Annotated in this window: 23 protein-coding genes and 1 pseudogene; 12 read left to right on the plus strand and 12 right to left on the minus strand. The window is 44.8% G+C overall.

Annotation, left to right across the window (positions count from 1 at the left end):
- Positions 1 to 140: 140 nt before the first annotated feature.
- Together UNITIG_RS24225 and UNITIG_RS24230 are read right to left on the minus strand one after the other, a co-directional pair.
- On the minus strand, positions 141 to 692 hold the full coding sequence (locus UNITIG_RS24225; protein ID WP_235015323.1) for a LysR substrate-binding domain-containing protein: 552 nt from the start codon (positions 690 to 692) through the stop codon (positions 141 to 143).
- Positions 617 to 1,033: a LysR family transcriptional regulator gene (locus UNITIG_RS24230; RefSeq protein ID WP_235015324.1), complete on the minus strand. Its 417-nt coding sequence runs from the start codon at positions 1,031 to 1,033 to the stop codon at positions 617 to 619. The genes UNITIG_RS24225 and UNITIG_RS24230 overlap by 76 nt, the downstream gene beginning before the upstream one ends.
- 198 nt (positions 1,034 to 1,231) lie before the next feature.
- Between UNITIG_RS24230 and UNITIG_RS08905 the strand changes: the two genes are divergently transcribed.
- The 3 genes and pseudogenes from UNITIG_RS08905 to UNITIG_RS08915 all read left to right on the plus strand — a co-directional run bounded on the left by UNITIG_RS08905 (position 1,232) and on the right by UNITIG_RS08915 (position 4,172).
- Positions 1,232 to 1,903, plus strand: a complete 672-nt coding sequence (locus UNITIG_RS08905) for a histidine phosphatase family protein (protein ID WP_101758062.1) — start codon at positions 1,232 to 1,234, stop codon at positions 1,901 to 1,903.
- A gap of 37 nt (positions 1,904 to 1,940) precedes the next feature.
- Positions 1,941 to 3,152: an acyl-CoA dehydrogenase family protein gene (locus tag UNITIG_RS08910; RefSeq protein ID WP_101758063.1), complete on the plus strand. Its 1,212-nt coding sequence runs from the start codon at positions 1,941 to 1,943 to the stop codon at positions 3,150 to 3,152.
- 1 nt (position 3,153) lies between these two features.
- Positions 3,154 to 4,172: pseudogene (locus tag UNITIG_RS08915) on the plus strand (phosphotransferase).
- A gap of 510 nt (positions 4,173 to 4,682) precedes the next feature.
- On the opposite strand, the gene UNITIG_RS08920 reads toward UNITIG_RS08915, so the two are convergent.
- The 3 genes from UNITIG_RS08920 to UNITIG_RS08930 form a co-directional block, all read right to left on the minus strand.
- Positions 4,683 to 5,522 carry an SDR family NAD(P)-dependent oxidoreductase gene (locus tag UNITIG_RS08920; protein WP_101758064.1) on the minus strand — a complete coding sequence of 280 codons (840 nt, stop codon included), beginning with the start codon at positions 5,520 to 5,522 and terminating at the stop codon, positions 4,683 to 4,685.
- Positions 5,523 to 5,577: 55 nt separating this feature from the next.
- Positions 5,578 to 6,027, minus strand: coding sequence for a pyridoxamine 5'-phosphate oxidase family protein (locus UNITIG_RS08925; protein WP_101758065.1), 450 nt, complete (start codon positions 6,025 to 6,027; stop codon positions 5,578 to 5,580).
- 62 nt (positions 6,028 to 6,089) lie between these two features.
- The gene (locus UNITIG_RS08930) at positions 6,090 to 7,331 is read right to left on the minus strand and encodes an SRPBCC family protein (RefSeq protein WP_101758066.1); all 1,242 of its coding nucleotides are present in this window, start codon (positions 7,329 to 7,331) and stop codon (positions 6,090 to 6,092) included.
- 171 nt (positions 7,332 to 7,502) lie between these two features.
- Between UNITIG_RS08930 and UNITIG_RS08935 the strand changes: the two genes are divergently transcribed.
- The 8 genes from UNITIG_RS08935 to UNITIG_RS08975 all read left to right on the plus strand — a co-directional run bounded on the left by UNITIG_RS08935 (position 7,503) and on the right by UNITIG_RS08975 (position 14,117).
- Positions 7,503 to 7,925 carry a hypothetical protein gene (locus tag UNITIG_RS08935; RefSeq protein WP_101758067.1) on the plus strand — a complete coding sequence of 141 codons (423 nt, stop codon included), beginning with the start codon at positions 7,503 to 7,505 and terminating at the stop codon, positions 7,923 to 7,925.
- A gap of 48 nt (positions 7,926 to 7,973) precedes the next feature.
- On the plus strand, positions 7,974 to 9,323 hold the full coding sequence (locus tag UNITIG_RS08940) for a cytochrome P450 (RefSeq protein WP_101758068.1): 1,350 nt from the start codon (positions 7,974 to 7,976) through the stop codon (positions 9,321 to 9,323).
- 217 nt (positions 9,324 to 9,540) lie between these two features.
- Positions 9,541 to 10,530, plus strand: a complete 990-nt coding sequence (locus UNITIG_RS08945) for a metalloregulator ArsR/SmtB family transcription factor (RefSeq protein ID WP_101758069.1) — start codon at positions 9,541 to 9,543, stop codon at positions 10,528 to 10,530.
- A 1,213-nt stretch (positions 10,531 to 11,743) separates the two neighbouring features.
- The gene (locus UNITIG_RS08955) at positions 11,744 to 12,268 is read left to right on the plus strand and encodes a hypothetical protein (RefSeq protein WP_101758071.1); all 525 of its coding nucleotides are present in this window, start codon (positions 11,744 to 11,746) and stop codon (positions 12,266 to 12,268) included.
- A 42-nt stretch (positions 12,269 to 12,310) separates the two neighbouring features.
- Entirely contained in the window at positions 12,311 to 12,670 is a 360-nt protein-coding gene (locus UNITIG_RS08960) for a hypothetical protein (protein WP_101757342.1), read from the plus strand.
- Between the two features lie 93 nt (positions 12,671 to 12,763).
- Positions 12,764 to 13,162 carry a hypothetical protein gene (locus tag UNITIG_RS08965; protein ID WP_101758072.1) on the plus strand — a complete coding sequence of 133 codons (399 nt, stop codon included), beginning with the start codon at positions 12,764 to 12,766 and terminating at the stop codon, positions 13,160 to 13,162.
- Between the two features lie 63 nt (positions 13,163 to 13,225).
- The gene (locus UNITIG_RS08970) at positions 13,226 to 13,522 is read left to right on the plus strand and encodes a hypothetical protein (protein ID WP_145999134.1); all 297 of its coding nucleotides are present in this window, start codon (positions 13,226 to 13,228) and stop codon (positions 13,520 to 13,522) included.
- 16 nt (positions 13,523 to 13,538) lie between these two features.
- Complete coding sequence (locus UNITIG_RS08975) at positions 13,539 to 14,117, plus strand: hypothetical protein (RefSeq protein WP_145999135.1); 579 nt, start codon at positions 13,539 to 13,541, stop codon at positions 14,115 to 14,117.
- A gap of 418 nt (positions 14,118 to 14,535) precedes the next feature.
- Here the strand turns inward: UNITIG_RS08975 and UNITIG_RS08980 are convergent, their stop codons facing one another.
- The 6 genes from UNITIG_RS08980 to gap form a co-directional block, all read right to left on the minus strand.
- Positions 14,536 to 15,135 (minus strand): hypothetical protein, encoded by a 600-nt coding sequence (locus tag UNITIG_RS08980; RefSeq protein ID WP_101758075.1) that lies wholly within the window; start codon positions 15,133 to 15,135, stop codon positions 14,536 to 14,538.
- Between the two features lie 63 nt (positions 15,136 to 15,198).
- Positions 15,199 to 16,203: an adenosine kinase gene (locus tag UNITIG_RS08985; RefSeq protein WP_101758076.1), complete on the minus strand. Its 1,005-nt coding sequence runs from the start codon at positions 16,201 to 16,203 to the stop codon at positions 15,199 to 15,201.
- Positions 16,204 to 16,287: 84 nt separating this feature from the next.
- The gene (locus tag UNITIG_RS08990) at positions 16,288 to 17,400 is read right to left on the minus strand and encodes a hypothetical protein (RefSeq protein WP_145999136.1); all 1,113 of its coding nucleotides are present in this window, start codon (positions 17,398 to 17,400) and stop codon (positions 16,288 to 16,290) included.
- A 34-nt stretch (positions 17,401 to 17,434) separates the two neighbouring features.
- Positions 17,435 to 18,586 (minus strand): aromatic ring-hydroxylating dioxygenase subunit alpha, encoded by a 1,152-nt coding sequence (locus UNITIG_RS08995; protein WP_101758078.1) that lies wholly within the window; start codon positions 18,584 to 18,586, stop codon positions 17,435 to 17,437.
- Positions 18,587 to 19,184: 598 nt separating this feature from the next.
- Positions 19,185 to 20,633, minus strand: a complete 1,449-nt coding sequence (pyk, locus tag UNITIG_RS09000) for a pyruvate kinase (protein ID WP_101758079.1) — start codon at positions 20,631 to 20,633, stop codon at positions 19,185 to 19,187.
- The gene (gene gap, locus UNITIG_RS09005) at positions 20,630 to 21,661 is read right to left on the minus strand and encodes a type I glyceraldehyde-3-phosphate dehydrogenase (protein WP_101758080.1); all 1,032 of its coding nucleotides are present in this window, start codon (positions 21,659 to 21,661) and stop codon (positions 20,630 to 20,632) included. The genes pyk and gap overlap by 4 nt, the downstream gene beginning before the upstream one ends.
- 244 nt (positions 21,662 to 21,905) lie before the next feature.
- Here gap and hexR point away from each other — a divergent pair, with 244 nt between their 5' ends.
- On the plus strand, positions 21,906 to 22,745 hold the full coding sequence (hexR, locus tag UNITIG_RS09010; RefSeq protein WP_101758081.1) for a transcriptional regulator HexR: 840 nt from the start codon (positions 21,906 to 21,908) through the stop codon (positions 22,743 to 22,745).
- A gap of 117 nt (positions 22,746 to 22,862) precedes the next feature.
- On the opposite strand, the gene UNITIG_RS09015 is transcribed toward hexR, so the two are convergent.
- The gene (locus UNITIG_RS09015) at positions 22,863 to 24,026 is read right to left on the minus strand and encodes a hypothetical protein (RefSeq protein WP_101758082.1); all 1,164 of its coding nucleotides are present in this window, start codon (positions 24,024 to 24,026) and stop codon (positions 22,863 to 22,865) included.
- Positions 24,027 to 24,061 lie beyond the last annotated feature (35 nt).

Here is a 24,061-nt window from a genome sequence, read left to right on the forward strand (position 1 = left end):
CGGTCTCCGAATAATGCGTTTGATACGAGGGGGAAAGATAATAACAGCTGCGCCACAAATAAAACAAGCTGAACTGTTTATTTTTGACACAGGCATGCACTGTTTTTACGCCCAGCGATGAATGACAGAGTGACCATCGACTACATATTGAATTTTATCTCCGTTAATAGCTGTCGCAACCAACGATTAGCTTGATCGTTATCTGCACTTTTATGCCAATACAAAAACCAATCCAGTGTCGACAACTCAAAAGGTAGCTCAACAGTCTTTAGTTTTAAGTGCTGGGCCAATGCCCGTGGCACTGTCCACGCCAGGTCGGTATAACGAATAATCCTGGGAGCGACCATATGATGCTGGACGCGCACCGCAATATTGCGCTGCAAACCGGATTTAGACAGTGCCACATCCACATGTCCGGCACCGCTGCGACGGCTGGAAACATGTAAATGATCCAGTGCCAGGTACTGTTTCATGGTGATTTTTTTATTGACGAGAGGATGAGCATCCCGCACCGCACACACATAACTTTCACTGGATAACGGCTGCCGACATAAATTGGGATCGTTCGCCAAGGGCACATCAATCGCAAAATCAAGCTGACCGGACGCTAACTCTTTCACCACCTCATCGCGGGCAATGTAATAACTACTGGCGCGGATTTGTGGCGCCTGAACACTGAGCTGCTCCAACAAGGGGGCAACAATAAAAACTCGGACAAATCATTCATGCTTAAGCGGAACGTTTTATCCGTGCGATTAGGATCAAAATTAGCCCCCTCATTCAGACTAAAATCCAGTAAGGTCAAGGCTTCGCGAACCTGACCAATAATATTGTCAGCCACCGGGGTTGGCTCCATGCCTCTGGGGTGGCGCACAAATAACTCATCGCCAAAAACGTCGCGCAAGCGGTTTAAGGCATTGCTCACCGCCGGCTGGGTGAGATTCAGCACCTGTGCTGCACGGGTTAAATTACGCTCTGTATAGATCGCGTCGAACATCACAAACAAATTCAAATCCATTCTATCCAAGCGCATGACAACGACTCCAGCAGTTCTGGCAATTGAAAAATAATCAGGCTTATCAGCAATAATGGCTGCATTATCGATATTAATACTATGAATATCTAGCTATCAATATAATAAATTTTAACAATATTCAATAATCACTTACTCTAGCGCCATAGCGATCCATCAAGCCGGCACCATCGAATCAGTAGCAGTAAGCGAGCAACCATGACTGAAATCACCCTGGTCAGACACGGACAGGCCTCATTCAATAGTGACAATTATGATCAACTCAGCCCAGTCGGCGAGCAACAAGCTGGCTGGCTGGGCGACTATTTTGCTGAACGCGACATTCAATTTGACCGGATTGTCATCGGCAGCCAATTGCGCCACAAGCAAACTGCCACGGGCATTAGCAAAGCGCTGGCCTCAGCGCCAGAGTTTGAAATACACCCGGGGTTTAATGAATACGATTTCCATGCTTTAGTGCATGCCTTCTCGACGCAATATCCCGAGCAGTTGAATACCGGTTATAGTGATCGCCGGCATTTTTATGCGCTGCTGCGACTAGCGCTGGTCGCCTGGTCCGAAGATCAACTGTCGGCGGCGTTGCCCGAAAGCTGGCAGGCGTTTACCGACCGCATTGTGGACGCCATGACATTTGCCAGTAGCGAGCGTCAACAAAAAGTACTGGTCGTCAGCTCTGGCGGGCCTATCTCCATGATCATGAAACAAACGCTGGCCCTGGCCACTGAGCAAATGATTAGTCTCAACCTGCAGGTCATCAACGCCAGCTTTAGCCGCCTGTTAAAAACACGCAGGGGCATGCAGCTCATCAGTTTTAATAATATTCCCCATCTCGATCAACCAACACGCACTGACACTATCACCTACAGTTAAATCACTTTTTACTCAGCCACTTTATAGGTAAGCGATTATGCATTTTGAATTCAGCGACAAAGTTAAAAACCTCCAACAGCGCCTCACCGATTTTATGGAAGAACATGTCTATCCCGTCGAGCAAGAATACAACGCGTATTTTCTCAGCGCTGAAAATCCGTGGGCAACGGCACCGATGATGGAAGCCTTAAAAGAGAAAGCCCGTGCAGCAGGTTTATGGAATTTATTTTTAGCCAAGGGCCATGGCGGTGACCTCACCAACTTGGAATACGCACCGCTGGCTGAAATTATGGGCCGCGTTATTTGGGCACCGGAGATTTTTAACTGTAATGCACCAGACACTGGCAACATGGAAACGCTGGTACTCTATGGCACCGAGGAACAAAAACAACGCTGGTTGACACCATTAATGGAAGGCCGTATCCGTTCCGGCTTTGCCATGACCGAACCGGCGGTTGCTTCAAGTGACGCGACCAATATTGCCTGCTCTATCGTCCGCGATGGCGACGAGTATGTGATCAACGGGCGCAAATGGTTCACCACCGGCGGCATGCGCGACAGCTGTGAAATTTATATTCTGATGGGTAAAACCGACCCGGAAAATCCTAATCGCCACCAACAGCAATCAATGATTCTGGTGCCTAAAAACACCCCGGGGTTAACCACTGTTCGCTCCACTTCGACCCTTGGGTTTAGAGAGTACCCTTTCGGTGAAGCGGAAACTATTTTTGATAATGTTCGCGTCCCTGCCAGCAATTTATTACTCGGTGAAGGCCGCGGTTTTGAAATCGCCCAGGGCCGCCTTGGGCCTGGCCGAATTCATCACTGCATGCGTTTGATCGGCTGCGCACAACGAGCACTGGAATTAATGGTTAAACGTGCCGATGAGCGTATAGCTTTCGGCCAACCCATTTCAAAACAGCAATCAGTGCGTGAAGATATTGCCAAGTCTTATTGTGAAATAGAACAAGCGCGCTTGCTAACACTGAAAGCAGCCGATCAGATGGATCGCTACGGTAATAAAGTGGCCAAAGATATTATTGCTGCGATTAAAATAACCGCACCGATGATGGCCTGTACCGTTATCGACCGCGCCATTCAAATACACGGTGCTGCCGGCATGACTGAAGACTTTCCCTTTGCCGAAAGCTACAATTATGCCCGCCAAATTCGTTTAGCAGATGGCCCCGACCAAGTCCATATGATGGCGCTTGGCCGACAACTGATTCAACAATACGCGGTGAAATAATATGACTGCAACAGCTGATTTCGATACCGAAAAACTGGCGGCCTATTTAGAGCAACACATTGCGGGTTTTAAAGGCCCGCTTAGCGCAGAAAAATTTGCCGGTGGGCAATCCAACCCCACTTTTGCCATCACCGCAGCCAGTGGTCGCTATGTGTTGCGCCGCAAACCCGCCGGGGTTTTATTAAAATCGGCCCATGCAGTGGACCGCGAATTTAGAGTCATTCAGGCGTTAGCTGAGACTGATGTGCCGGTCGCCAAGGTCTACCACTTATGTGAAGACGATTCGATTATCGGCAGCATGTTTTATGTGATGGAGTTTGTTAACGGTACCGTCTACTGGGACCCCACGCTACCGACAATGAATAACAGCGAACGCAGCACTATCTACGATGAAATGAACCGCGTACTGGCAGCATTGCATAGCGTCGATGTAGACGCGGTAGGCTTAACCGATTACGGCAAACCGGGAAACTATTTTGAACGACAAATCAGTCGCTGGAGCAAACAGTACCGCGCATCAGAAACAGAACCCTACCTGCTATGGAAACATTGCTGCAATGGCTGCCGGACAATGTCCCCGCCGACGATGGCAAAGTCAGCTTAGTCCACGGCGACTTTCGGCTAGACAATATGATGTTCGACCCCGACACCCATAAAGTCCTTGCGTTGGTCGATTGGGAACTTTCTACACTAGGCCACCCCTATGCAGACCTCGCCTACCAGTGCATGCAACTGCAACTGCCCGCAGGTGGAAATCTTTCAGGGTTACAAGGGGCAGATAGAAAAGCGCTCGGTATTCCCACCGAGGCAGAATATGTTGCCAGCTACTGCCAACGTATGGGAATCGCAACAATCGATAACTGGAATTTTTATCTCGCCTTCAGTTTTTTCCGTTTAGCCGCTATTTTACAAGGCGTTAAAAAACGCGCGCTGGACGGCAATGCCTCCAGCGCTAAAGCGATTGAAATGGGTGAATTAGTAAAGCCGTTGGCAGAGTTGGGGATTGAGTCGATAACGTAAACAACTAAGCTCTTTAATAGAGTTAACTGCAATAAACTCACAAAAAACCGGCGCGTTTTGGCAGTAGTCTTTACCACCACCTCACCCAGTTCACTGGCAGCCAGACTATGACCATCGTCAGCAACCACTTTTATTTGTGGAGCAGCGCCGGGGGATTGTCTACAGAAATAACACCAGCCAGAGCCAAATCCACCAGGCTACGATGCGCAACCACAACACCTTTCAGCTTACCGGTAGTGCCACTGGCATAGATCTAAATGAAGGTATCATCCATTTCGGTAACTGACGCGATAGCAGTGGCAGGTATGTGTTGCATAGCGGGCAACTTCTGCAAAGCCTAGCGTCATATCATCCTGAATTAATGCCAATGCCCGTGGTCACTGCAAGGCGTGGTACTGCACAATGTTATCGTCTCGCATGACTTGCCTTTCTTTAAGCTTGGGATTTTACAAAACATATGGGATTTTACAAAACATAGTGGAATTAAAAATGCATCACTGCCAAGCACTCTTAATCGAAGCGGGCACCACCATCGACATTAATCGTTTGCCCAGTGACATAACTGGCATCATCGGAGCAAACAAAGGACACCACAGCAGCCAACTCAGAAGCTTTACCCTGTCGGCCCATAGGGATGAAACCTTCTAACGACTCTTGATAGGCGCCATCGGCTAAATTATATTTTTCTGATGTTCTGGCAATCGTTCCGTCCATCATATCGGTGCTGTGCGAACCAGGGCTTACACAATTAACGCGAATGCCGGTTTTGGCTAGTTCCAGTGCTAATTGCTGGGTAAAACCCACGACAGCAAATTTGGACGCACAGTAAGCACCGTAATCAGCCAAACCAACACGTCCAGCCAAAGAGGCGATCATCACAATACTGCCACCAGCGCCGCACTCCAGCATATATCGGCCACCGTACTTGCTCACCAAAAAGACACCGTTAATATTAATATCAATGGTTTTATTCCACACCGCCTCATCGGTTTCAAAAATCGGTGATACCCCTGCATTGCTGGCATCACCGGCGTTATTCACAATCACATCAAGACGACCAAATTCATCACGCACCGAAGCGATCATTGCTATCACCTCGTCTTTGCTGGTGACATCGCAGTAAATTGCTTTGGCCTTGCCACCCTGCGCTTCAATTTCTGCCACCAAGGATGGTAATCCTAACCAGCCCATAGCCTGCTCAGGCGCTGGAAAAGTATCCGGCGATTTATTGCGTCCACAGATGACGATGTCCGCGCCATCGGCAGCCAATCGCAACGCAATGGCTCGACCCAAACCGCGATATCGCGCCGCACCGGTTATCAGTGCCACTTTACCTGTTAACTTAGCCATCCCTTACTCCCATTATTCTTTTAATTTTTGTTTTTAGCGTCGATTATTAATAGTACTAGGCGCGCCAAACACGCTTATTCCCAGTACCAAACATTTCCGACAGCTCAACTCGAAACGGTTCAATTTTAATCGCCACAAAATCTTTTGACGACGGACCGTCGGGCCAGAACTGAGCAAGGTCATAATCAATGACATTCCAGGCATGATCCTTGGTTGCCTGATCACTAAAGATACTGGCCTTACCACGCACTAACAAATGAATAAAATCAGGAGGTGCTACTTGAAACTGCACATCGACAATGGGCTGCGCTGCAATTTGTAGCGCTTTCGGTGTCGTCGGCCCAGTCGCAAACCACAGCGTATCCCCCTCCCACGTAGGATGCACCATGCGTACTCGTGGCTCACCATCTTCCACTGTTGCCAGAGCTGACCAAATCGCTTGTTTGGCCGCCGCATTGACCTGGATAAAAAATTCTTCTTTCTCTTTTTCGGTAACTACGCCCATCGCATCCTCACTTTTTTAATTCACCAGACTATTACTTCACTTTGACTTAAAACAATTACTACTTAGTTTTCAATAAACGGCTGCAACAATGGAGCCACCGCCAGACTCGGTGGAATATTGTGTAGGCCTATTATCTCATCCAATGCTTCGTGCCGATGATAAATACGCTGCTCTAAATAGGACAGCGGCATACCCGTAATAGCACCGGTTTCCATTGACTGCTGCTGACTCGCTAAAAACTGCACATCTTCTTGTAACACCACATCAAATATCGCTAATTTTTCTAACCACGCTGGCGATAAAAACTCCTGTTGCCGCTGCCACACATTATCCGTCACCTTACTCTTGCCATCATCAGCACCAAACCAGAGTACATCCATTCGGGTATTGGCTTTATCAATTGGCCAGAACAGCAATAGCGGAAAACCTGCCGCATCTAACGGCATCACCATGTTGGGAAAAACGCTATAGGCTAAATTACTGATTCGAGGCAATTCCCCCACCGAGGTGATGTCTACAAATTCGTCAGGCGTCGTTAGCAAACCTTCGCGGTTGGGGGTATACATTTTATTATGGCCCTGCTCCAACAAAGCAATAACCGTCCCTTTGTGGTCGAGCAATTGATTAACCGTGTGCGGGTGAATATGTTGCAGGTGATAGGTTTCCATAAAGGAGTCGGTGCAGGCTTTCCAATTAGCGGCTATAGGAATACTGTGCTTGTCATAGAGCCGTAAATTTGCCAAATCAAACTGCTCTAGCTCGGGCGCTATTGGAGCGATAAAATCCTGCAAGGGTTTCGCCTGCGCATCGCGATTGACAAATATCCACTTCCCCCAGGATTCACAGCGTAACTCCTTGAGCCGGTAACAGGCTTTATCCAAATCAACAAAATCACGCTGATCCGGTACGCCGATTAACTCGCCGGCATAATTGTAAGTCCAACCATGATAACCACATTGTAAGCGTGATTGCCGGGAATACTCCTCTACTACTAACGGCCCGCCACGGTGCTGACAGGTATTGTAAAAAGCCCGGTACTGATCAGCCCCTTCATTGATAATAACGATGGGAACACCGCTATCGCGCCATAATTTACAACTACCCGGCGCAGGCAGCTCATCAGCATGGGCAGCAAATAACCACGACCGTGGCCAAAGATGTTGTTGCTCTGCCTGCCAAAACGCGTCTGAGGTATAACGACCGGTGGCAATTTCCGGCAACTTGGGGAAATCAAGCGGCGGGCCTGAGCGCTCAAAAGCCGCAGCAATCCGCTGTTTTATTTTCTCCTCATAGTGCGCATTCATCAGCTATTCCGTCGTAAGCTTTATCATTATTTCAGGCCATCATGCTAGCAAATCACACCCATAAAACAAACCGTATTGCTTGTTTTATTATTGACCAAAATACTCTACACTCATCTCTATAATTAGACTAACCCCACCTAATTACTAGCTTGCCGTTAAGGATTAGACATCATGTCACTGCACTATCGCATAAATGGAAAGGCCTGCTCGCTTTTGATGTATTTATGGATTGCGCTAATCGCCAGCAGCGCGGCTGTTAGCAACGAACAAAACCCGGCCAATTCTAAATTGCACCAGCTGCTTAATGGCAATTCTATTTATGGCTTATATGGTGAGTTAGTCTTCAAACAGATATTACATACTGATGGCCGTCTTACGGTAGCCGTTAAAGGCGGCGACCCGGAAATTTTACAGGCCCAGTGGTTTATCAATAAAGCGGGCAAGTACTGCGAACAATGGCCAGACCATCAGGCCTGTTTTGATATCACTGAGGGCGAGCAGGATTACCTGAACGTGACCGCCCTCGGCAAACACAGCGACATTACTATTAAAGCGCAATTGTACCGTGGCCAAATTCCACTAACGTTCGACTAATAATTACTACGCACACCGATAACAATAAAAGTGTTAAGGAATAAGCCGATGGGTGTCAAAACACCAAATCATACACTAAGCCCTGCCCGCTGCCCGCTATCGCTGGAAGACGTAGACTTATTCGCTGCGGGCGCGCAGGAGCATTGGTATGAAAGTTACCCTATCCTGCATAGCGAGGCTCCCGTTCAAATACTTCACGGCGAGGGCCCGGATGGAGAGTCTGATGCCTTTGTACTAACCAAATACGAAGACATAGAAACGGTCGTCAAAGACGCTGATAGATTTGTGCCATTAATGAGCTTGCTAGTTAACGACTTACAGCGACTCGCCGATCAAGGTATCAAACCACCGCGGGACCCGGCAAATTTTAATATCGCACTGGAGTCGGTGCGCACCCTGCGACCCACAGATGAATTATGGCGTGCCCATAGGCAAGAACTAACCGATCCGTGGGTAGGTCCAGGGGCCAAACGTCACACTGAAATGATCACCCAGGTGGTAGATAGCTTAATAGATAAGTGGATTAACAACCATAATGCTCAAGCCATGGGTAAGGTCGAATTTATTGCAGAATTTGCCCGCCCGCTACCACAATTAGTGATGGCAAAAATTCTGGGCTTTCCTGAAGAAGATGTGCCTAAATTACAGCAATGGGGAACAGCGCAGGTCAAACAGTTTGTTTATGGCAAAGGGCATTTCAACGTACTTTCAGAAAAAGAGGCTACTGAACAGGCACAACAACTGCAAGGCTTCAGTGAATACGTAGAGCAACAGGTCAACAAAAAACGTCAACACCCTGAAGACGATATGATCAGCGCACTCACTCAAACAACATACCAGGCGCTTGGCAGAAAACTCACCTTCGATGAAATTAATGGCATTGTTTACTTTATGGTACTGGGCGGCTTGGAAACCACCCAGTATGCGCTAGACCAGCAAGCGCAGCTATTATGCGAACAACCCCAGCTGTTTAAAGACCTGCGAAAAAACCCGGAAAAAATTCGTGTATTTACTGAGGAAGCCATGCGCTTACGCGCTCCGACTCAAGGCCTATCAACACGCATCACCACGCAAGTTGAAACTTTTCAGGGAGTCACTATTCCCAAAGGCTCCATCCTGCATTTGCGTTTTGGCGCTGGCAATGTCGACCCCGATCAATATGATTGCCCTTATGAATTAAACCTGGAACGCAAAGCTATCGGTAATCATCTCACTTTTTCACAAGGACCAAGAACCTGCCCTGGCGCGGGGATATCAAGACTGGAGCAACAAATTGCATGGTCGCGGTTACTCAAACGGTTGAGCGCATTAAAATACGCCAAAGGCAATACCTTTTTGCACCAGCCCGGCATTATGTTGGGAACACTGGAGCTGAACCTCGAATTTAAAAAAGCATAGACTTAGAGAATATTTTTTACTCACCTTAGCTAGCAACAATACAGCCCCTCACTTATGACACTCTGCTCTCCATGGCAAAATTCTCCAGCGCAAGCCGGTTTGATGCCGCTAACAAACATTCAACCAAACACAAAAGCATTAGAAAAGCCCCCATATCGATAATTTTTGATACAATTACCGGCTATCAGCAGACAGAGTCGTAACCTATACACTTTTTATGGAAATTAAATCAGCCCCCTCACCAACAGAACAACTGGAAGCCCTGCTAGCGGTGTGCAAAGCCGGCGGCGACCAAATGCGAGTCAAAGTACTGCACCTGCTAAATCAGGAGTCCTATGGTGTACTTGAGCTTTGCCGGCTATTTAATTGTAAACAACCCACCATGAGTCACCACCTAAAAACCTTAACCAAGGCAGGACTGGTTACCAGCCGCCGTGAAGGCAGCACTATTTTCTACCGACGGATACATCGTCCCGCTAGTGATCATCTTGCCGAGCTACAAGACTCTTTATTAAAAGCTATTGATGCATTATCCACCCCGAAAGAAATACAGGAAAAAATTGAGCTTGTTAAACAAGATAGAGCTAGCAACTCCAGACGTTTTTTCACTGAAAACTTTCAACAGGTTAACCAACAACAAGCACAGGTTGCCGCTTACGAAATCTATGCTAAAAGTACCATCGAGCTGATCAAAAAGTACGGAAAGGGAAAAACCCGCAGCACCAATGTATTGGAGATAGGGCCCGGGGATGGCAGTTTTTTAACCACGCTATCACCATTATTTGATCAGGTTTACGCACTCGATAATTCAAAAGAAATGCTGGAACTGGCCACTGCACACACAGCAGAGACCGGTTTAACAAACGTACACTTTATTGATGGCGACACCAAAAGCAAACAGCTCAAAGCACTTACTATTGAGTACGTAGTTATTAATATGGTTTTGCATCATGTACCTTCACCGGCAAATATTTTTGTCGATATCGCCAATAAACTCGATGCAGGTGGTCAACTCTTTATTTCAGAACTGTGTAGCCACAATCAGGAGTGGGTACGGAAATCCTGCGGTGACTTATGGTTGGGCTTTGAACCTGAAGAAATTACCGAGTGGGCAGAAAGCGCAGGCTTTAACTGTGGCGAAAGTATTTACCTATCACAACGCAACGGTTTTAGAATTCAGATCAGGCACTTTATCAAAACTGCCTGATCTACACCCCCTCTACAACAATAAATTCACACCATAGTGAGTTGTTCAGCTTGCTGAGTACGTAATTGGCGAATATTTAGCTGTATCGGCTAAATTATAATTGCTGAGACTTAGTCTGACAGTCCACATCAAGGAGCTCTTACGTAATCTGGCAGGCCGCGAGCTATCCAAGCTGGGTTATATGTGGGATAACAATGTCCGGTATCGAGGGCGTAAGAGGCATGAACCAGTTTTTGGTTATTTTGCTGGCTTTTGACCCAAAGTAGGCCTAATCAATTACTCATTTCTAGCTCCCGAAAGCGGACATTTACCCATCACCGGGGTCCGCATTTGCCCCTGATCGTATTTTGCAATAATGCGGGTCCGCATATTGCTCATTAGGTTTTCTTCTGTATGGATTAAGTCGTTGATTAAAAGGGGTAATAATCATTTTACAAAAATGGCGAGTGTAATAACACGGACCAAATAGTTCGTGTTATTACGAATGGTTAAATATTAATCAAAATAGTAACTTATTGAAAACTAAGATAAAGTAGAGAGGTAAATAATAACCAATACAAATTAATCTACGGACCGCAGGGTCCGTACTATTACACTGTTAGGCTCTAAACACAAATTGAGACAAAGAATGATGCGAACTATAGCGACTGTACTTATAGGCCTATCTTTAACAGCATGTATACCAACAACCCCAAAATATATACCACCAGACGGAGAGAAAACCGCCAAAGTAACTTTCTCAATGACTTCGATTAGATCCTATGGTGTTTTTAAAGTTGATACCTTTTTAAATTCTAATGAATGCTCCGTGAGGCGGCACGTAATTGAAATAAACCCTAGCTCACCAAATATTGATATTCTATTTGATGGTGATACTGAAATAGCATTACGTATTAGTTATTTGGCCGATCTAATAATATCGTCCTCATATGGTGATTCAATTTTTAAGTTCATTCCAAAATCGAACGAAGAATATCTAATTGAACTAATCGAGGGAAGTAATCATTACTCATGGAAAGTATTTCAGAGAGTTGATAAAAATTTAGTTAGCATAAAAAGCAGCCAGTATAAGGAAAGCATCCCTTGGGATGACAGTGGGAAATTTTGCAAAGGTAATAGGCGGCTATGATATTGCCAATAAAGCCTAAAAATTAATCTACGGACCGCAGGGTCCGTACTATTACACTGTTAGGCTTCAAAAGCATTGAGCATCATGCCAGAAATTAAAGAATTATTAGAAGACCATAAGGTGATGCTCCCTAGGTTCTTGTCCCGTAACTTTGACATGCCCAAGAAGACATTTGATGTCATAGTACAGGGAGAAAATCTAAGCATCCCCTCGCGGCTCTATGGTGATGTTCCACCACCGCCGAACTGCTCTGACGCACAAAAATTAGTATGGTCGTGTCTTTATTCTAGGATGTCGGACGGCTTCGTAAGAGAGAAATTTTTGAAGGAAGTTCTCCATATCAATAGCCCATATGTTGTTCCTTTTGTAATACAACTATGCGGGGAGTATGTAATTGAAATTATTAGTATAATCCACAGCAATTTAAGTAAACTGAACCGTGAAATGTATATTGAGTTCTTTAACGATAATCCTGAATTTATACATCTCACTAGACAAAGAGCAACCAGCTATTGGAATTGCTATTTTCAATATGAAAAACCACTTAATGAAAGCAGGCTTGCATTTGAAGTTCTCAGCTACTTTGAAGCTCCCAAGCCTAAAAATTAATCTACGGACCGCAGGGTCCGTACTATTACACTGTTATGAGTCATGAATATGCATCCAGCCAAGCTAACTGTTGTCGCTAGTATTTTTATAGCAATTGGATTGGCATCTGTCGCCATATTCAACGGTATTGAAAAATCTTATGAGCTTTCTCATATTGCAGCAATCGGTGTCACGCTTGGAATAGTAATTGGCCCAGAGTTATCAAGTAGTAACATTACACTCAAGCTGAAAGTACAGCAGGCTATAGGTGGTATGATGTCAGGGTTTCTAATCAGTACATACTATTATGCTGAGCTTTGGATGGCGCCTAGCTTGCTAGTTTTTATATTCACAGTATTAGGTGGTATTGCGGGGGCGTTCCATGGCTCGGGTAGTGAAGAGCCTAGCACGTTCGGGTATTGAGTGTAAAAACTCATAACAAGTCAATCAAAGTTCGCCTTCGGCTGGACGCGCTAACGCGCGCCCTTTATTGAGGCGTTAAATGTCATCAGAGCTATGAACAAAGTACTATTAATATTAGAAGCCATCATTCTTGCCTTACCCGCAACCATATTTTTGGTAGGTACTAGTTGCTTTGTCATGTGGTATATATTCCAGGTATTCATAGCACCAGAGAGCACAAAAGATATTGAAGTAGTGGCGATTCTTTTTTTGGCTAATGCAATAGGTGTGTTTGCCGTGAGTAATCTTTGGCGTATTCTTTACTGTACTTGGCTCGGGAAAAAGTTTGTCTACACTACAATGTTTAAGGTAAGTGTTGTTCTTGGTTTTTTTGCGGCAATAGCTGGCGCATACGGAGATAAAAACCCTATTGGGTTAGCTGTTTGTGTATTTCCTATATTGTTTGGTATCCACCTTGTCTATATGCAGCACAAAATAGGTAAAAACATTTAATGAGTAATATACGGACCGCTGGGTCCGGCCTATTACGCTGTTATGCACACAGAGAGATTTGCATTGAGTAAGGTTTGGCTACTTTCAATAATAATGACATTACTATTCTTTGCTGGTGGCGTAGTGATTTCTCCAGACTTCGACGGACAAATCATTGTTTCTGAAACGCTATTTAACAATGTTGCTTACGGTCTCGCAGTTTCAGCGTTAACAGTTTGGCTTATGCCTTTAATATTAGTTTTTGTGCATGGAAATAAAATGTCTGGCAAAGAGCGTGCAGAGCTAATGATCTGGAGTGTTATCTTCCCAGTAATTGGCAGCATGATTTTATATTTTACCTATCGGGGTAAATATGCTTAAGGCGTTAGCATCAAACATGAATATAATCGCAGTAATAGCTTTAGCTCTCATAACGACCAGTTGCGCCAACAACGATATTTGTGTCGTCGATGGACCTTGCTTCAAAAATATGGATGAATTGTCTGCCTGGTCGGGGGCTGAGAATAAAAAGAAAGTTCAAGCCTCGTTAAAACAAATCAATGAGCTTGGATTAGACCCAACTGAATTATCCACTATGGTTGCGGAGGGTATACTCGCTGAAGCTGTCAAAACTGACCGGCGTCTCAAGAAGGAGTATGGAATATCAATTCAGTCTCACTATCATATGCATGCGTATGATAGTGAGCTAGACCTCAGTCAATTTAATGATGTCTACTCCAAATATATTCGCTCCCATTCAGCGCGAGATTGCCCTGAGGCCGAAAATGATCTTAGGCAAAGTGTAGGCATTTCTGGCTTTAACGTGCTTGAAAGCAATACATATGAATTAGAGTACTCTTATGTCTGCCCGCCGCGCGGAAAGGTCGCTTGTGGCGGCAAGAGTAAAGGGGTCATAATAGCCGTCGATGGAGGCTTGGTGTTAAAGGAAATCAAATGGACCAGCATCTACAACTAAATACCGGGACAGATTTATTTAATGGCCGAAGAAGTTAATAAAAGAAATCTGTCTTTGTTTTCTTTTTTCTCTAAAAGTTCTGATGTTGGAAAACTTTCCCATAATGTCTACTTTTTTAGATGGCTAAGGTCTCTTAATGGCACATTTCGCCAATCTTAAATTTCAGTTTTACTTAAATAAAAGGTCTGCTTTCGTGCGGAGACCAGACTGCACGGTCTTCTATGAGCTAATAATCAATTGTGTCAAATCGAGTCTAACCCGATACAGCTAAACACAATTATAATTTAGCCAGCAACATCAGTTTCCACCATCCTCTCTATTTTTTGCCCCAGTGCGTCTAACTCACGAGAAAAAATAATGCCTGGATACAGCAGGATCACATTATTGGCCATATTTTATCAGCCCTTATTCCATACCTCTAATTGGCTTGCAGCGCACCCACTATCGCCGGATGCTCAGGGCCCAGTAATTTAATATAAAAATGACCCGCAAATCGTTCTGGCACATCAACCGCTGTTTCAAAGGCAGGTAAATATACCCGCACACTCTCATCAGTACTGACCACATCAATTTCACTGGCCAACCAGGCTGGACCACCAATCACACTTTTCAGTCTGGCCGAAAGTTCTGAGGCATCGAGGCCCGCACATTGTAATAAACGTTGCTGTAAATCAGTCACTAACTGGTCGGTTAGCTCTTCAATAACGGTGTCTGGATCGGTTTCAAATGACAGCCGAGATTTCATTTTAATCCATAACTCACCAGGCTTATTTTTTGGCCGAAAAGCATGCAAACTAATTGTTTCATCTTTAATCGTTGGCTTGGATAAAATAAAAGCGATAAAACTATCTGACCGATAATCCGGCAACTCAACACCCTTGGAAAAGTGATTATTCACCTGCACTAGTATCTCGCGATCAAAGTTATCCTGATACTGATGCACCATTAACTTATCAGCACTGATTAAATCAGGAGCCAACGCTAGCTGTACACAGGCGACCCAGGCCTGAATATCCATCAATGTATTCTCCAATCAACTTTCAATTAATACTGCGCCCGGACATTTCTTAGAATCCATTACTCAGCCACAAACAGATGATGCGGATAGTAACGCAGTGTGAGCTTCAATTGATAACCGTGGGCCGTAAGCAGCAACAACCTGCGCAGAGGCTTTACTGGCGAGTGCTCCCGCTTGCTGAAAGCTCATACCGCTACTAATGCCATATAAAAAGGCACCTGCAAACATATCACCCGCCCCATTGGTATCCACTGCTTTAGTAGCGACCGGATCAATATCTATCAGCTGCTCTCCATCGAAGACTACAGCGCCTTCTGCCCCAAGAGTAATAGCGAAAGTTTTGGCTATGTTCTTAATCGCAACAATAGCATCTTCAATATTATCAGCTTCAGCCCAACCCATAGCCTCATCTTTATTACAGAATAATAGATCGACACCATTACCGATCATTTGCTGCAAACCCGCTTTAAAAAATTGCACCATGCCCGGGTCAGATAAACTAATGGCGGTTTTTACCCCATGCTTCTCTGCCAAATCACGGGTTTTAATTGCCGCCTGACGACCACTGTCTGCCGTCACTAAATAACCTTCTATATAAACCCATTCAGAATTCGCAATCGCCTCTTCATTGATATCATCAACTGACAGTGTTTCACTGACACCTAAAAAGGTATTCATGGTCCGTTCTGCATCCGGGGTGATCATTACCAGACATTTACCGGTCGTTCCCTGCGCTTTATCGCGCTCAAAATCAGAATACACACCGGCTTTTTTCAAATCACTTAAATAAAAATCACCATCGTCATCGCATGCAACTTTGCAGGCGTAGTAACTACTGGCACCAAAAATACTGGCGGCAACAATACTGTTACAAGCAGAGCCGCCACAGGCCCGTTTAGAATGGATTAGATGACCTTTTAAACGGTTGAGCAATTCTGTCTGGCGAGACTCATCTACCAGTGTCATCAAGCCTTTTTCAATAGCCATCGCTGCAAGATCATCATCCGACACTTCTATTTCGGTATCGACTAATGCTGCTCCAATACCATAAATATCATATTTCGCCATGTTCATTTCTCTTGTTAAGCTGCGAGAGTCTTTTCTAAATTATAAAAAAGCCCGCATTACACGGGCAAAGAGCCCTGGAGGCCATTAACTAAATTGATTGCGCAATGATTCGGCCGCTAAGCACATTGCCTTCATTTTACGAAACGCAAAATCGCGTTCCAAAAACCACATACCGCAATCAGGCGCCAAACTAATTCTCTCTTTAGGAATAACTTCCATCGCATCAAGAATTAATTTCCGAATGGATTCAACTTCTTCAATCTCACCTTGTGGATCCAGATTCAACACACCGATAGCGACATCCTTATTGCCCACTGACTGTAAAAAATCAGGTGTATGGCCGGGCTGTGCATATTCGGTATGTATCGCATCGATATCAGTTTCAGCCATCAATGCGACTGCTTTTGGATAAATTGGGCTGGGCTCCTTCAATTCAATATTTTTTGAATAGCCATAACACACATGCACCGAGGTTAAACATGAGACGTCTTTAATCATGCGATTAACGGCTTCAACGGCAAACCCTTTGCACTGGCTATAGCGAAAATGCACTTCCGGTTCGTCGATTTGAATTAAATCAACACCCGCTGAAGCTAATGCTTTTAGCTCCTGATTAAGCGCATCGGCAATAGCAAAACACAGCTGTGCATGATCGGGATAAATACCCATATCGACCAAACGATACGATAAAGTCACCGGACCAATGACGGTTATCTTTGTACGATTGACGGCATAGCGCTTTAGAAATGGAATATCACTCACGACCATAGGACCAGGCCACTGAATTTTTTCCCGCACTGATGGAAACAACACTTTCATTGATTCCTTAGGTGCTTGTTCTTTTTCCAGGTCAGCACCAACATTGGTCGCCTTCTGTTTCATTTTTAGATATTCAGTAATATCATTATGAAAATTGGTAAACTCAGCAGGATTATCCTGGTCTATTCCCTGTAACTTATAAAAATGACCACTAAACGTTTGACGACGTAACTCACCATCAGTCGCAAAGGTAATGCCTGCCAGGTTTTGATCGTAAACTGCCAAACGGACACCATCGTCGATTGCACTTTGCAAGTGTTGCTGCTCTACATTCCACCAGGTTCCTTCCTTCGCGTAGACTTTACTATGGTCTGCCAGCCATTGAGGCTTAACGTAGCTACCCACTAACTGAGTAGGAAATAAATCTGTTTTCCACATACCAATACCCTCAGCCAAAAATGGCTTCTAAAATTTAATTTTCATTCACAGAACGATTGTGATTAGGATCAATTAAAGGCACAGCATCCAGCACCCACCCTTTTGCATTTCTTCTAGCTGGCGAAGGGATAGCCAACGCTACATCGCCTTTCAATTGCTGCATTTTTTTCCAATCAATTTTCCAGCCCTTATCCTTCCAAAGCTTTAAGTATTCACGATAACTAAGAATGGGCGCATCAGTAGCAATCAACACTTCTTTGATATTGCTATCCGGCGTACGGATGGGATCAATTTCTTTAACAACATCCACATCCTCTAAAGCAATCTGCATATTGACTTCCATGATGTCTTCATCAAAATCAGGATCAATCATATAACTGCGCGTTGTTAGAAAGAATATTCTGGTTTTTTTGTCACTGATTGGTGCTTCAAAGAAATATTGACGGAAATCCTGACCTACCTGCGGAGAGATCCAGGTAACCACCGAGTTGGGCCCTAGATGTCCCGAACCGGCTATGATCATTTCACTGTCACCGTCCTTTATTTCTGCGCCGGCGTCATTACCTAACAAGCCTTTGTTTTGTCGCAAAAAACTCAAGGTGAAGTGACTGGCAAAATCTTCTTTGACTATGTCAATCGGATCTTTAACCCAATCACGTGTGGGTGTTGGTGCTCCCTGGTTGGGATGGACAAATTCATTATGAGCCGGGTCCAAACCATTCTCGACTGAACGTTCATAATAGTAATCAACATCAAATACCTTGATTTCGCAGGCACGCCATTCAGGATCATCACACTCAGGGGCATCCCACGCGATCGGCGGTCGCTGCTCGGCTGGCAAGTCACCCAAAAATGCAAATACGATACCGTACTTAACTTCTGTCGGATAACTATCGACTTTTGCTCTGGCAGGAATTTTTTGATCGCCAACAGCCATGGTTGGAATATCAACACACTCACCCGCACTGTTATAGGACCAACCATGATAAGGACAAACAATAGCGCCGTTTTTGACTACCCCCTTGCCCAGTGAACCACCACGATGGCTACAGGTATCAGCAATAACCGCTGGGCGACCAATATCATCACGAAACACAGCAAGTTTTACCCCTAACACTTCTACTCTTACAGGCTCTTCTACTAGCTCTTTTTCTACAACAATGGGATACCAAAAATTTATATACATCTCTCCCCCACGATACTATCCAATGCAACGTAAACTGCGCCGCTGTGGAACAGCACTATTAAGTAATTTAGTAGTATTCATCAAAATTCGGTTTCAACGACTTCAACTGCGACTTTTATGTAGTCACCCTGTTCCTACGCCAATATCTGACTGGCAATCGAACCATTCATAATCCGTGGCGGGTAGGGACGGCCTGCATTAACGTCGACGGCAGTCACCATATCACCGAAAAATAACCATATCAATATATTTCAATATTAATATTTATCGATATATAAGTGATCTTTATGCACTCTGCTCCACACTTGCTGGACAAACACCGAGGTGCGCCACATGGCAGGCACCCGAGTGAGGCACGCCATTAATGGGGATTATAAGTCTAGCCTAAGCTATTAACTGAATAGAAAACCTTTATCACTCAAGTGTGCTTTTGGTGGGCACGCTATATTCAAAATACTGAAAGCCAATGACATCTTGTGGATTTATGGCTGCAGTACTCAGGAAATAACAAAGGTTTGTTCGCTTACAATGCGTTCCGGCAACTTGAGGAAACGCATTAAAAAGAGTCGAGGTGCAGCAAGCACCTCATTTGAAAAGATTAACTAACTGCCGCACCCACTTTAATAATCTTCATGGTATTGGTGCCGCCATGTACATTATTAAAATCGCCTTTAGAGATAATCACCCAATCCCCTTCAGCCACTTCACCGCGCTGTAATAATTCATCAATCACACTTTGGTTAACCTGCTCTGAGGGTACTTCGGCAATATTATAGGTAACTGGTACCACACCGCGATACAGCGCGACTCGATTTTCAGCTTTGGGGCTGCGGGTAAACGCGAAGATGGGAATCAGCGAACTAATTCGCGACATTAACAACGGCGTATTGCCAGTTTCAGTCAGACTAATAATTGCTTTAACACCCGTTAGGTGATTAGCGGTATACATCGCTGCCATCGCTACCGACTCATCTGCCGCACTAAAGTTTTCATGCAGGCGATGTTCTGACACATGGGATTGCGGATGACACTCAGCACCCATAATGATGCGATCCATTGCCTCTACAGCCTCAACCGGAAAACCGCCTGCGGCAGTCTCGCCTGACAACATCACTGCGTCAGTTCCATCCAATACAGCATTGGCGACATCAAAAACTTCCGCTCTGGTTGGCAGCGGGCTATCAATCATTGATTCCATCATTTGCGTTGCGGTAATGACCACTTTTTGCAACGCACGCGAACGGGAAATCAAATGTTTTTGTACAGCGATCAATGCCGCATCACCGATTTCAACACCTAAATCACCGCGCGCCACCATCACTACATCAGAGGCTCTGATAATATCGTCAAGCAAAGTATTATCCGCCACCGCTTCGGCGCGCTCGATTTTTGCCACAATACCCACATTGCCACCGGCACGCTGATAAGCTTCTCGCGCCTCGTGTAAATCATCAGGGCTACGAACAAAAGAAACCGCTAAGTAATCCACGCCAATAGTGGCCGCTAATTCAATATCACGATAATCCTTTGGTGTCAGCGCACCTGCGGATAAACCGCCGCCTTCACGATTTATCCCTTTATTGTTTGAGAGCTTACCGGCAACAACGACTGAGGTTTCAATTTTTGAACCACTCACCTGCTCTACTTGCAATACCACGCGCCCATCATCCAGCAATAAACGATCTCCGGCACTGACTTCAGCAGGTAATGACGAATAATCCAAACCGACTTGCTGCTGATCACCTGCAGTTTTTTCCAGACTGGCATCCAGCATAAATCGATCACCAACCGCTAACACTATTGGCCCATCTTTAAATTGAGCGATACGAATTTTTGGCCCCTGCAAATCGCCCAGTATTGCTACTGTACGTCCACTTTTTGCAGCTAGCTCACGCACTTGAGTAGCACGTAAAATATGATCTTCAGCTTTACCGTGAGAAAAATTTAGCCTTACAACATTGACCCCTGCTTTGATCAAGCGCTGCAATACTTCCGGTTTGTCTGTTGCAGGACCTAAGGTAGCAACTATTTTGGTTCGTCTGATCATGCGGCGCAGGAAGCACTTGATTGACTAACAGCCATCAAGGCCAATGTATTATCAAGCATACGGTTTGAAAACCCCCATTCATTGTCATACCAGGCCATCACTTTTACCAGACGGCCATTGACGCGAGTTTGTGTTGCATCAAAGGTGGAAGACGCAGGTTGATGATTAAAATCAATCGATACCAACGGCTCGATGTTATACTCCAGTACCCCCTGCATCGCCGTAGTCGCAGCCTTTTTGATTAGCTGGTTAACTTCTTCAACGCAGGTATCGCGACTCGCTAAAAAATTAAAATCAACTAAAGAAACATTGGCAGTAGGCACCCGTACTGCCATGCCATCCAATTTCCCTGACAGCTCAGGCAACACTAAACCCACCGCTTGCGCAGCGCCCGTTTTGGTTGGAATCATTGATTTACCCGCGGCACGCGCGCGATAAATATCGCTGTGATACACATCGTGGAGGTTTTGATCATTAGTGAATGCATGAATAGTGGTCATTGAACCCAGCTCAATACCAATACCATCGTTCAATACTTTTGCTACTGGCGCCAAACAGTTAGTCGTACATGAAGCATTGGAAATAATTTGGCTGTCGGCGGTTAAGACCTGTTGATTGACACCATAGACAACCGTGGCATCGGCATCAGCAGCCGGCGCTGAGATAATCACTTTTTTAGCACCAGCGTCGATATGTGCATGAGCTTTGCTGCGACTGGTAAAAAAACCGGTGCATTCGTAGACCACATCAACATCTAGATCAGCCCAAGGTAATTTGCCGGGGTCACGCTCAGAAAACGTAGCGATCTCATCGCCATTGATAATCATAGTGCTGTCGTTAAATTCAACCGTACCTGGAAACCGGCCATGCACCGAGTCGTATTTGGTTAAATGGGCATTAAATTTAGTGTCGCCCAAGTCATTGATGGCAACTAACTGAATAGATTGCCGATAATCGGATTCGTATAAGGCCCGCAAGATATTACGTCCAATACGACCATACCCATTGATTGCTACTCGAATTGCCATCATTCTCACCTGTGAATTGAATTACATAATAATTTAATTAAGTTACGCATTATGCCGTAATTTCAACAAAACAGGAACAGCCAATGTAATTAAATTAACTGCTGTAGTTAGTGTAATTTTGCATTAAACCCTGCAAAGATAGGACTTTTAATGCATATCCGGCATAATCCGCCAGCAAATCAGCAAGTTAATTCAATTAACCCAGTATCATGATAAGACTACAGCACTACGAGCCAGGGGATTTATGAGCATCTTAAGTCAGCTTCAGCACGCACTACCTACATTGAGCAAGGCCGAAAGCCGTATTGCTCAAGCGATATTGCATGACCCTGAAGCCATCGTGAATAGCACTACCGCCGAACTGGCTCGACGGGCCGAGGTCAGCGATCCCATGATTTCGCGATTTTGCCGCACCCTTGGCTGTAGCAGTTTTCCCGACTTCAAAGTGCAATTAGCAAAAAGCCTGGTTAGCACCACCTCTTTTATCAGTGAAGCCGTGTCCAAAGGCGATGATGCCGCGACCTATATTGAAAAACGCATCAACGCAAATCAAGCTGCCCTGGAATATATTCGCGGAAAAATAAACCCCACAGTTATTCAGCAAGCAGTAAAAGCTCTGGCAAAATCAAAACGTATAGAAATTTTTGGGATGGGAGGCGCTGCTGCTATTGCTAAAGATGCACAGCACAAACTGTTTCGGCTAGGTATTCCTACAGTAGCCTACGAAGACAACCTCATGCAACGAATGGCTGCAGCTTCTGCTAACAAAGATACGGCGGTATTAATATTTTCATTTACTGGTCGCACTCAATCCATGGTAGAAGTTGCCGAAATTGCCAAACAAAATAATGCCAAGCTGATTACTATTACTAATCCGGATTCACCTCTGGCCAAACTGGCCGACATCACTATCACCTCAGGCAACGAGTTGGAAGACACTACTATCTATGTACCGATGACCACCCGCATTATTATTTTGACGATTATTGATATTCTCGCTACTGGCCTTACATTAGAAAAAGGCCCAGCGATTGAAGAGCAATTAATAAAAATAAAACACAGTTTAGACAGTACAAAAATGTAGATTTTATTTATTTTCACTAGGTATTTTGAGCAATAAAAAAGCCCCAACCGATGTTGAGGCTTTTTATTGAAAAGCGGAAATTTTATTGCAGAGGACGAAAAAGAATTAAATAATTATTTACACCTTATAGCGCTTTCTACCCACCAACATCAACAAAGCAGAACCAAACAACCAAGCGGCAGCAGGAATAGGTACCTGGGAAACACCGACCAAACTTAACAACTCATTATCAGACAACAGTTCGATATTATGACCGAAATTACTATTTAGCGCGGTAATAATTTCATTCGCCAGCATGCCTTGCATTAGCGTATTTAGATGCATACCATCTTCAGATAAATATTTGGTGGCATGAGAATCCAAAGGGCACTCACCTTCAAAATTACAAAATACGCCATCACCTTCAACACCAAGATCTGTGTTTCTATCAGCCACTGACCCATACTCCACAACAACATTCCCAATGGTGACATCACCGGTTATTGGATCAACATTCTCTCCCGACACGGTCCACTCAATAAGATCCAGAACGACAACACCTTTTGCCGCAGCTTCAGTTAACAGTCTCGCATTTACGACACCGACACCATCAATTTCCGCCTGAGTCATAGTAGGTATTGTTGCCAATAAACCGAGAACAATATCAACATCTCCGGCCGCTTGCAGTTCATCGATACTCGACAATATCGAATCTGCTACTAAATTTGTGAAGGCCTCATCAATTTGCCCGTCATAAGCAGGATATAAACCACCATCCACTGTATCAATAACATTGGTGTGATAGAAAAAGTCATTCGGACCGACACTTATCACCACCGTATCAACATCACCAGCAGTAATTGATGGCGTAAGACCCGCCACCTGCACCCCTAAATTTGATGCCACTGGCAATGATACGTAATCCTCCATAGGGTCAATAACACCTGGCTGGCTTGAAACCAGCCTGCCATTAAAATCAAGATTAATATCCTGAGGTGATGCCGTAGCACCAGCGGTAGCCCAGTTATATTCGTAACCAAAGTTGCGAATAGAATCCCAAGCATCTGCACTATTATTTGTAGGCGCTCGGTAGCTACCGAAATTTATCTGCGACCCTCGGGTCTCCGCCAATATCTGGCCAAAACTACCTGCAGCCAAATTAGTATTGGTGCCAATAAAGTCTGATGGCCCAAGGTAATCATCAATAATACTATCGCCCAATAGCGCCATATTGATTTGAGCACTAGCCATTTGACTGACAACAAGGCCAAACATCATTAACAACAACTTAAATAGTTTCATGAAAATTACCAATATAAATTATTATATTCATGGAT

Source organism: Oceanicoccus sp. KOV_DT_Chl (genome assembly GCF_900120175.1).
GTDB lineage: Bacteria > Pseudomonadota > Gammaproteobacteria > Pseudomonadales > Dasaniaceae > Oceanicoccus.

Excerpts from the sequence above, each read along its gene's own strand:
- UNITIG_RS24230 (WP_235015324.1), bottom strand. The coding sequence starts at position 1,033 with ATGCGCTTGGATAGAATGGATTTGAATTTGTTTGTGATGTTCGACGCG.
- UNITIG_RS08905 (WP_101758062.1), top strand. The coding sequence starts at position 1,232 with ATGACTGAAATCACCCTGGTCAGACACGGACAGGCCTCATTCAATAGT.
- UNITIG_RS08910 (WP_101758063.1), top strand. The coding sequence starts at position 1,941 with ATGCATTTTGAATTCAGCGACAAAGTTAAAAACCTCCAACAGCGCCTC.
- UNITIG_RS08920 (WP_101758064.1), bottom strand. The coding sequence starts at position 5,522 with ATGGCTAAGTTAACAGGTAAAGTGGCACTGATAACCGGTGCGGCGCGA.
- UNITIG_RS08925 (WP_101758065.1), bottom strand. The coding sequence starts at position 6,027 with ATGGGCGTAGTTACCGAAAAAGAGAAAGAAGAATTTTTTATCCAGGTC.
- UNITIG_RS08930 (WP_101758066.1), bottom strand. The coding sequence starts at position 7,331 with ATGAATGCGCACTATGAGGAGAAAATAAAACAGCGGATTGCTGCGGCT.
- UNITIG_RS08935 (WP_101758067.1), top strand. The coding sequence starts at position 7,503 with ATGTCACTGCACTATCGCATAAATGGAAAGGCCTGCTCGCTTTTGATG.
- UNITIG_RS08940 (WP_101758068.1), top strand. The coding sequence starts at position 7,974 with ATGGGTGTCAAAACACCAAATCATACACTAAGCCCTGCCCGCTGCCCG.
- UNITIG_RS08945 (WP_101758069.1), top strand. The coding sequence starts at position 9,541 with ATGGAAATTAAATCAGCCCCCTCACCAACAGAACAACTGGAAGCCCTG.
- UNITIG_RS08955 (WP_101758071.1), top strand. The coding sequence starts at position 11,744 with ATGCCAGAAATTAAAGAATTATTAGAAGACCATAAGGTGATGCTCCCT.
- UNITIG_RS08960 (WP_101757342.1), top strand. The coding sequence starts at position 12,311 with ATGAATATGCATCCAGCCAAGCTAACTGTTGTCGCTAGTATTTTTATA.
- UNITIG_RS08965 (WP_101758072.1), top strand. The coding sequence starts at position 12,764 with ATGAACAAAGTACTATTAATATTAGAAGCCATCATTCTTGCCTTACCC.
- UNITIG_RS08975 (WP_145999135.1), top strand. The coding sequence starts at position 13,539 with ATGAATATAATCGCAGTAATAGCTTTAGCTCTCATAACGACCAGTTGC.
- UNITIG_RS08980 (WP_101758075.1), bottom strand. The coding sequence starts at position 15,135 with ATGGATATTCAGGCCTGGGTCGCCTGTGTACAGCTAGCGTTGGCTCCT.
- UNITIG_RS08985 (WP_101758076.1), bottom strand. The coding sequence starts at position 16,203 with ATGGCGAAATATGATATTTATGGTATTGGAGCAGCATTAGTCGATACC.
- UNITIG_RS08990 (WP_145999136.1), bottom strand. The coding sequence starts at position 17,400 with ATGTGGAAAACAGATTTATTTCCTACTCAGTTAGTGGGTAGCTACGTT.
- UNITIG_RS08995 (WP_101758078.1), bottom strand. The coding sequence starts at position 18,586 with ATGTATATAAATTTTTGGTATCCCATTGTTGTAGAAAAAGAGCTAGTA.
- pyk (WP_101758079.1), bottom strand. The coding sequence starts at position 20,633 with ATGATCAGACGAACCAAAATAGTTGCTACCTTAGGTCCTGCAACAGAC.
- gap (WP_101758080.1), bottom strand. The coding sequence starts at position 21,661 with ATGGCAATTCGAGTAGCAATCAATGGGTATGGTCGTATTGGACGTAAT.
- hexR (WP_101758081.1), top strand. The coding sequence starts at position 21,906 with ATGAGCATCTTAAGTCAGCTTCAGCACGCACTACCTACATTGAGCAAG.
- UNITIG_RS09015 (WP_101758082.1), bottom strand. The coding sequence starts at position 24,026 with ATGAAACTATTTAAGTTGTTGTTAATGATGTTTGGCCTTGTTGTCAGT.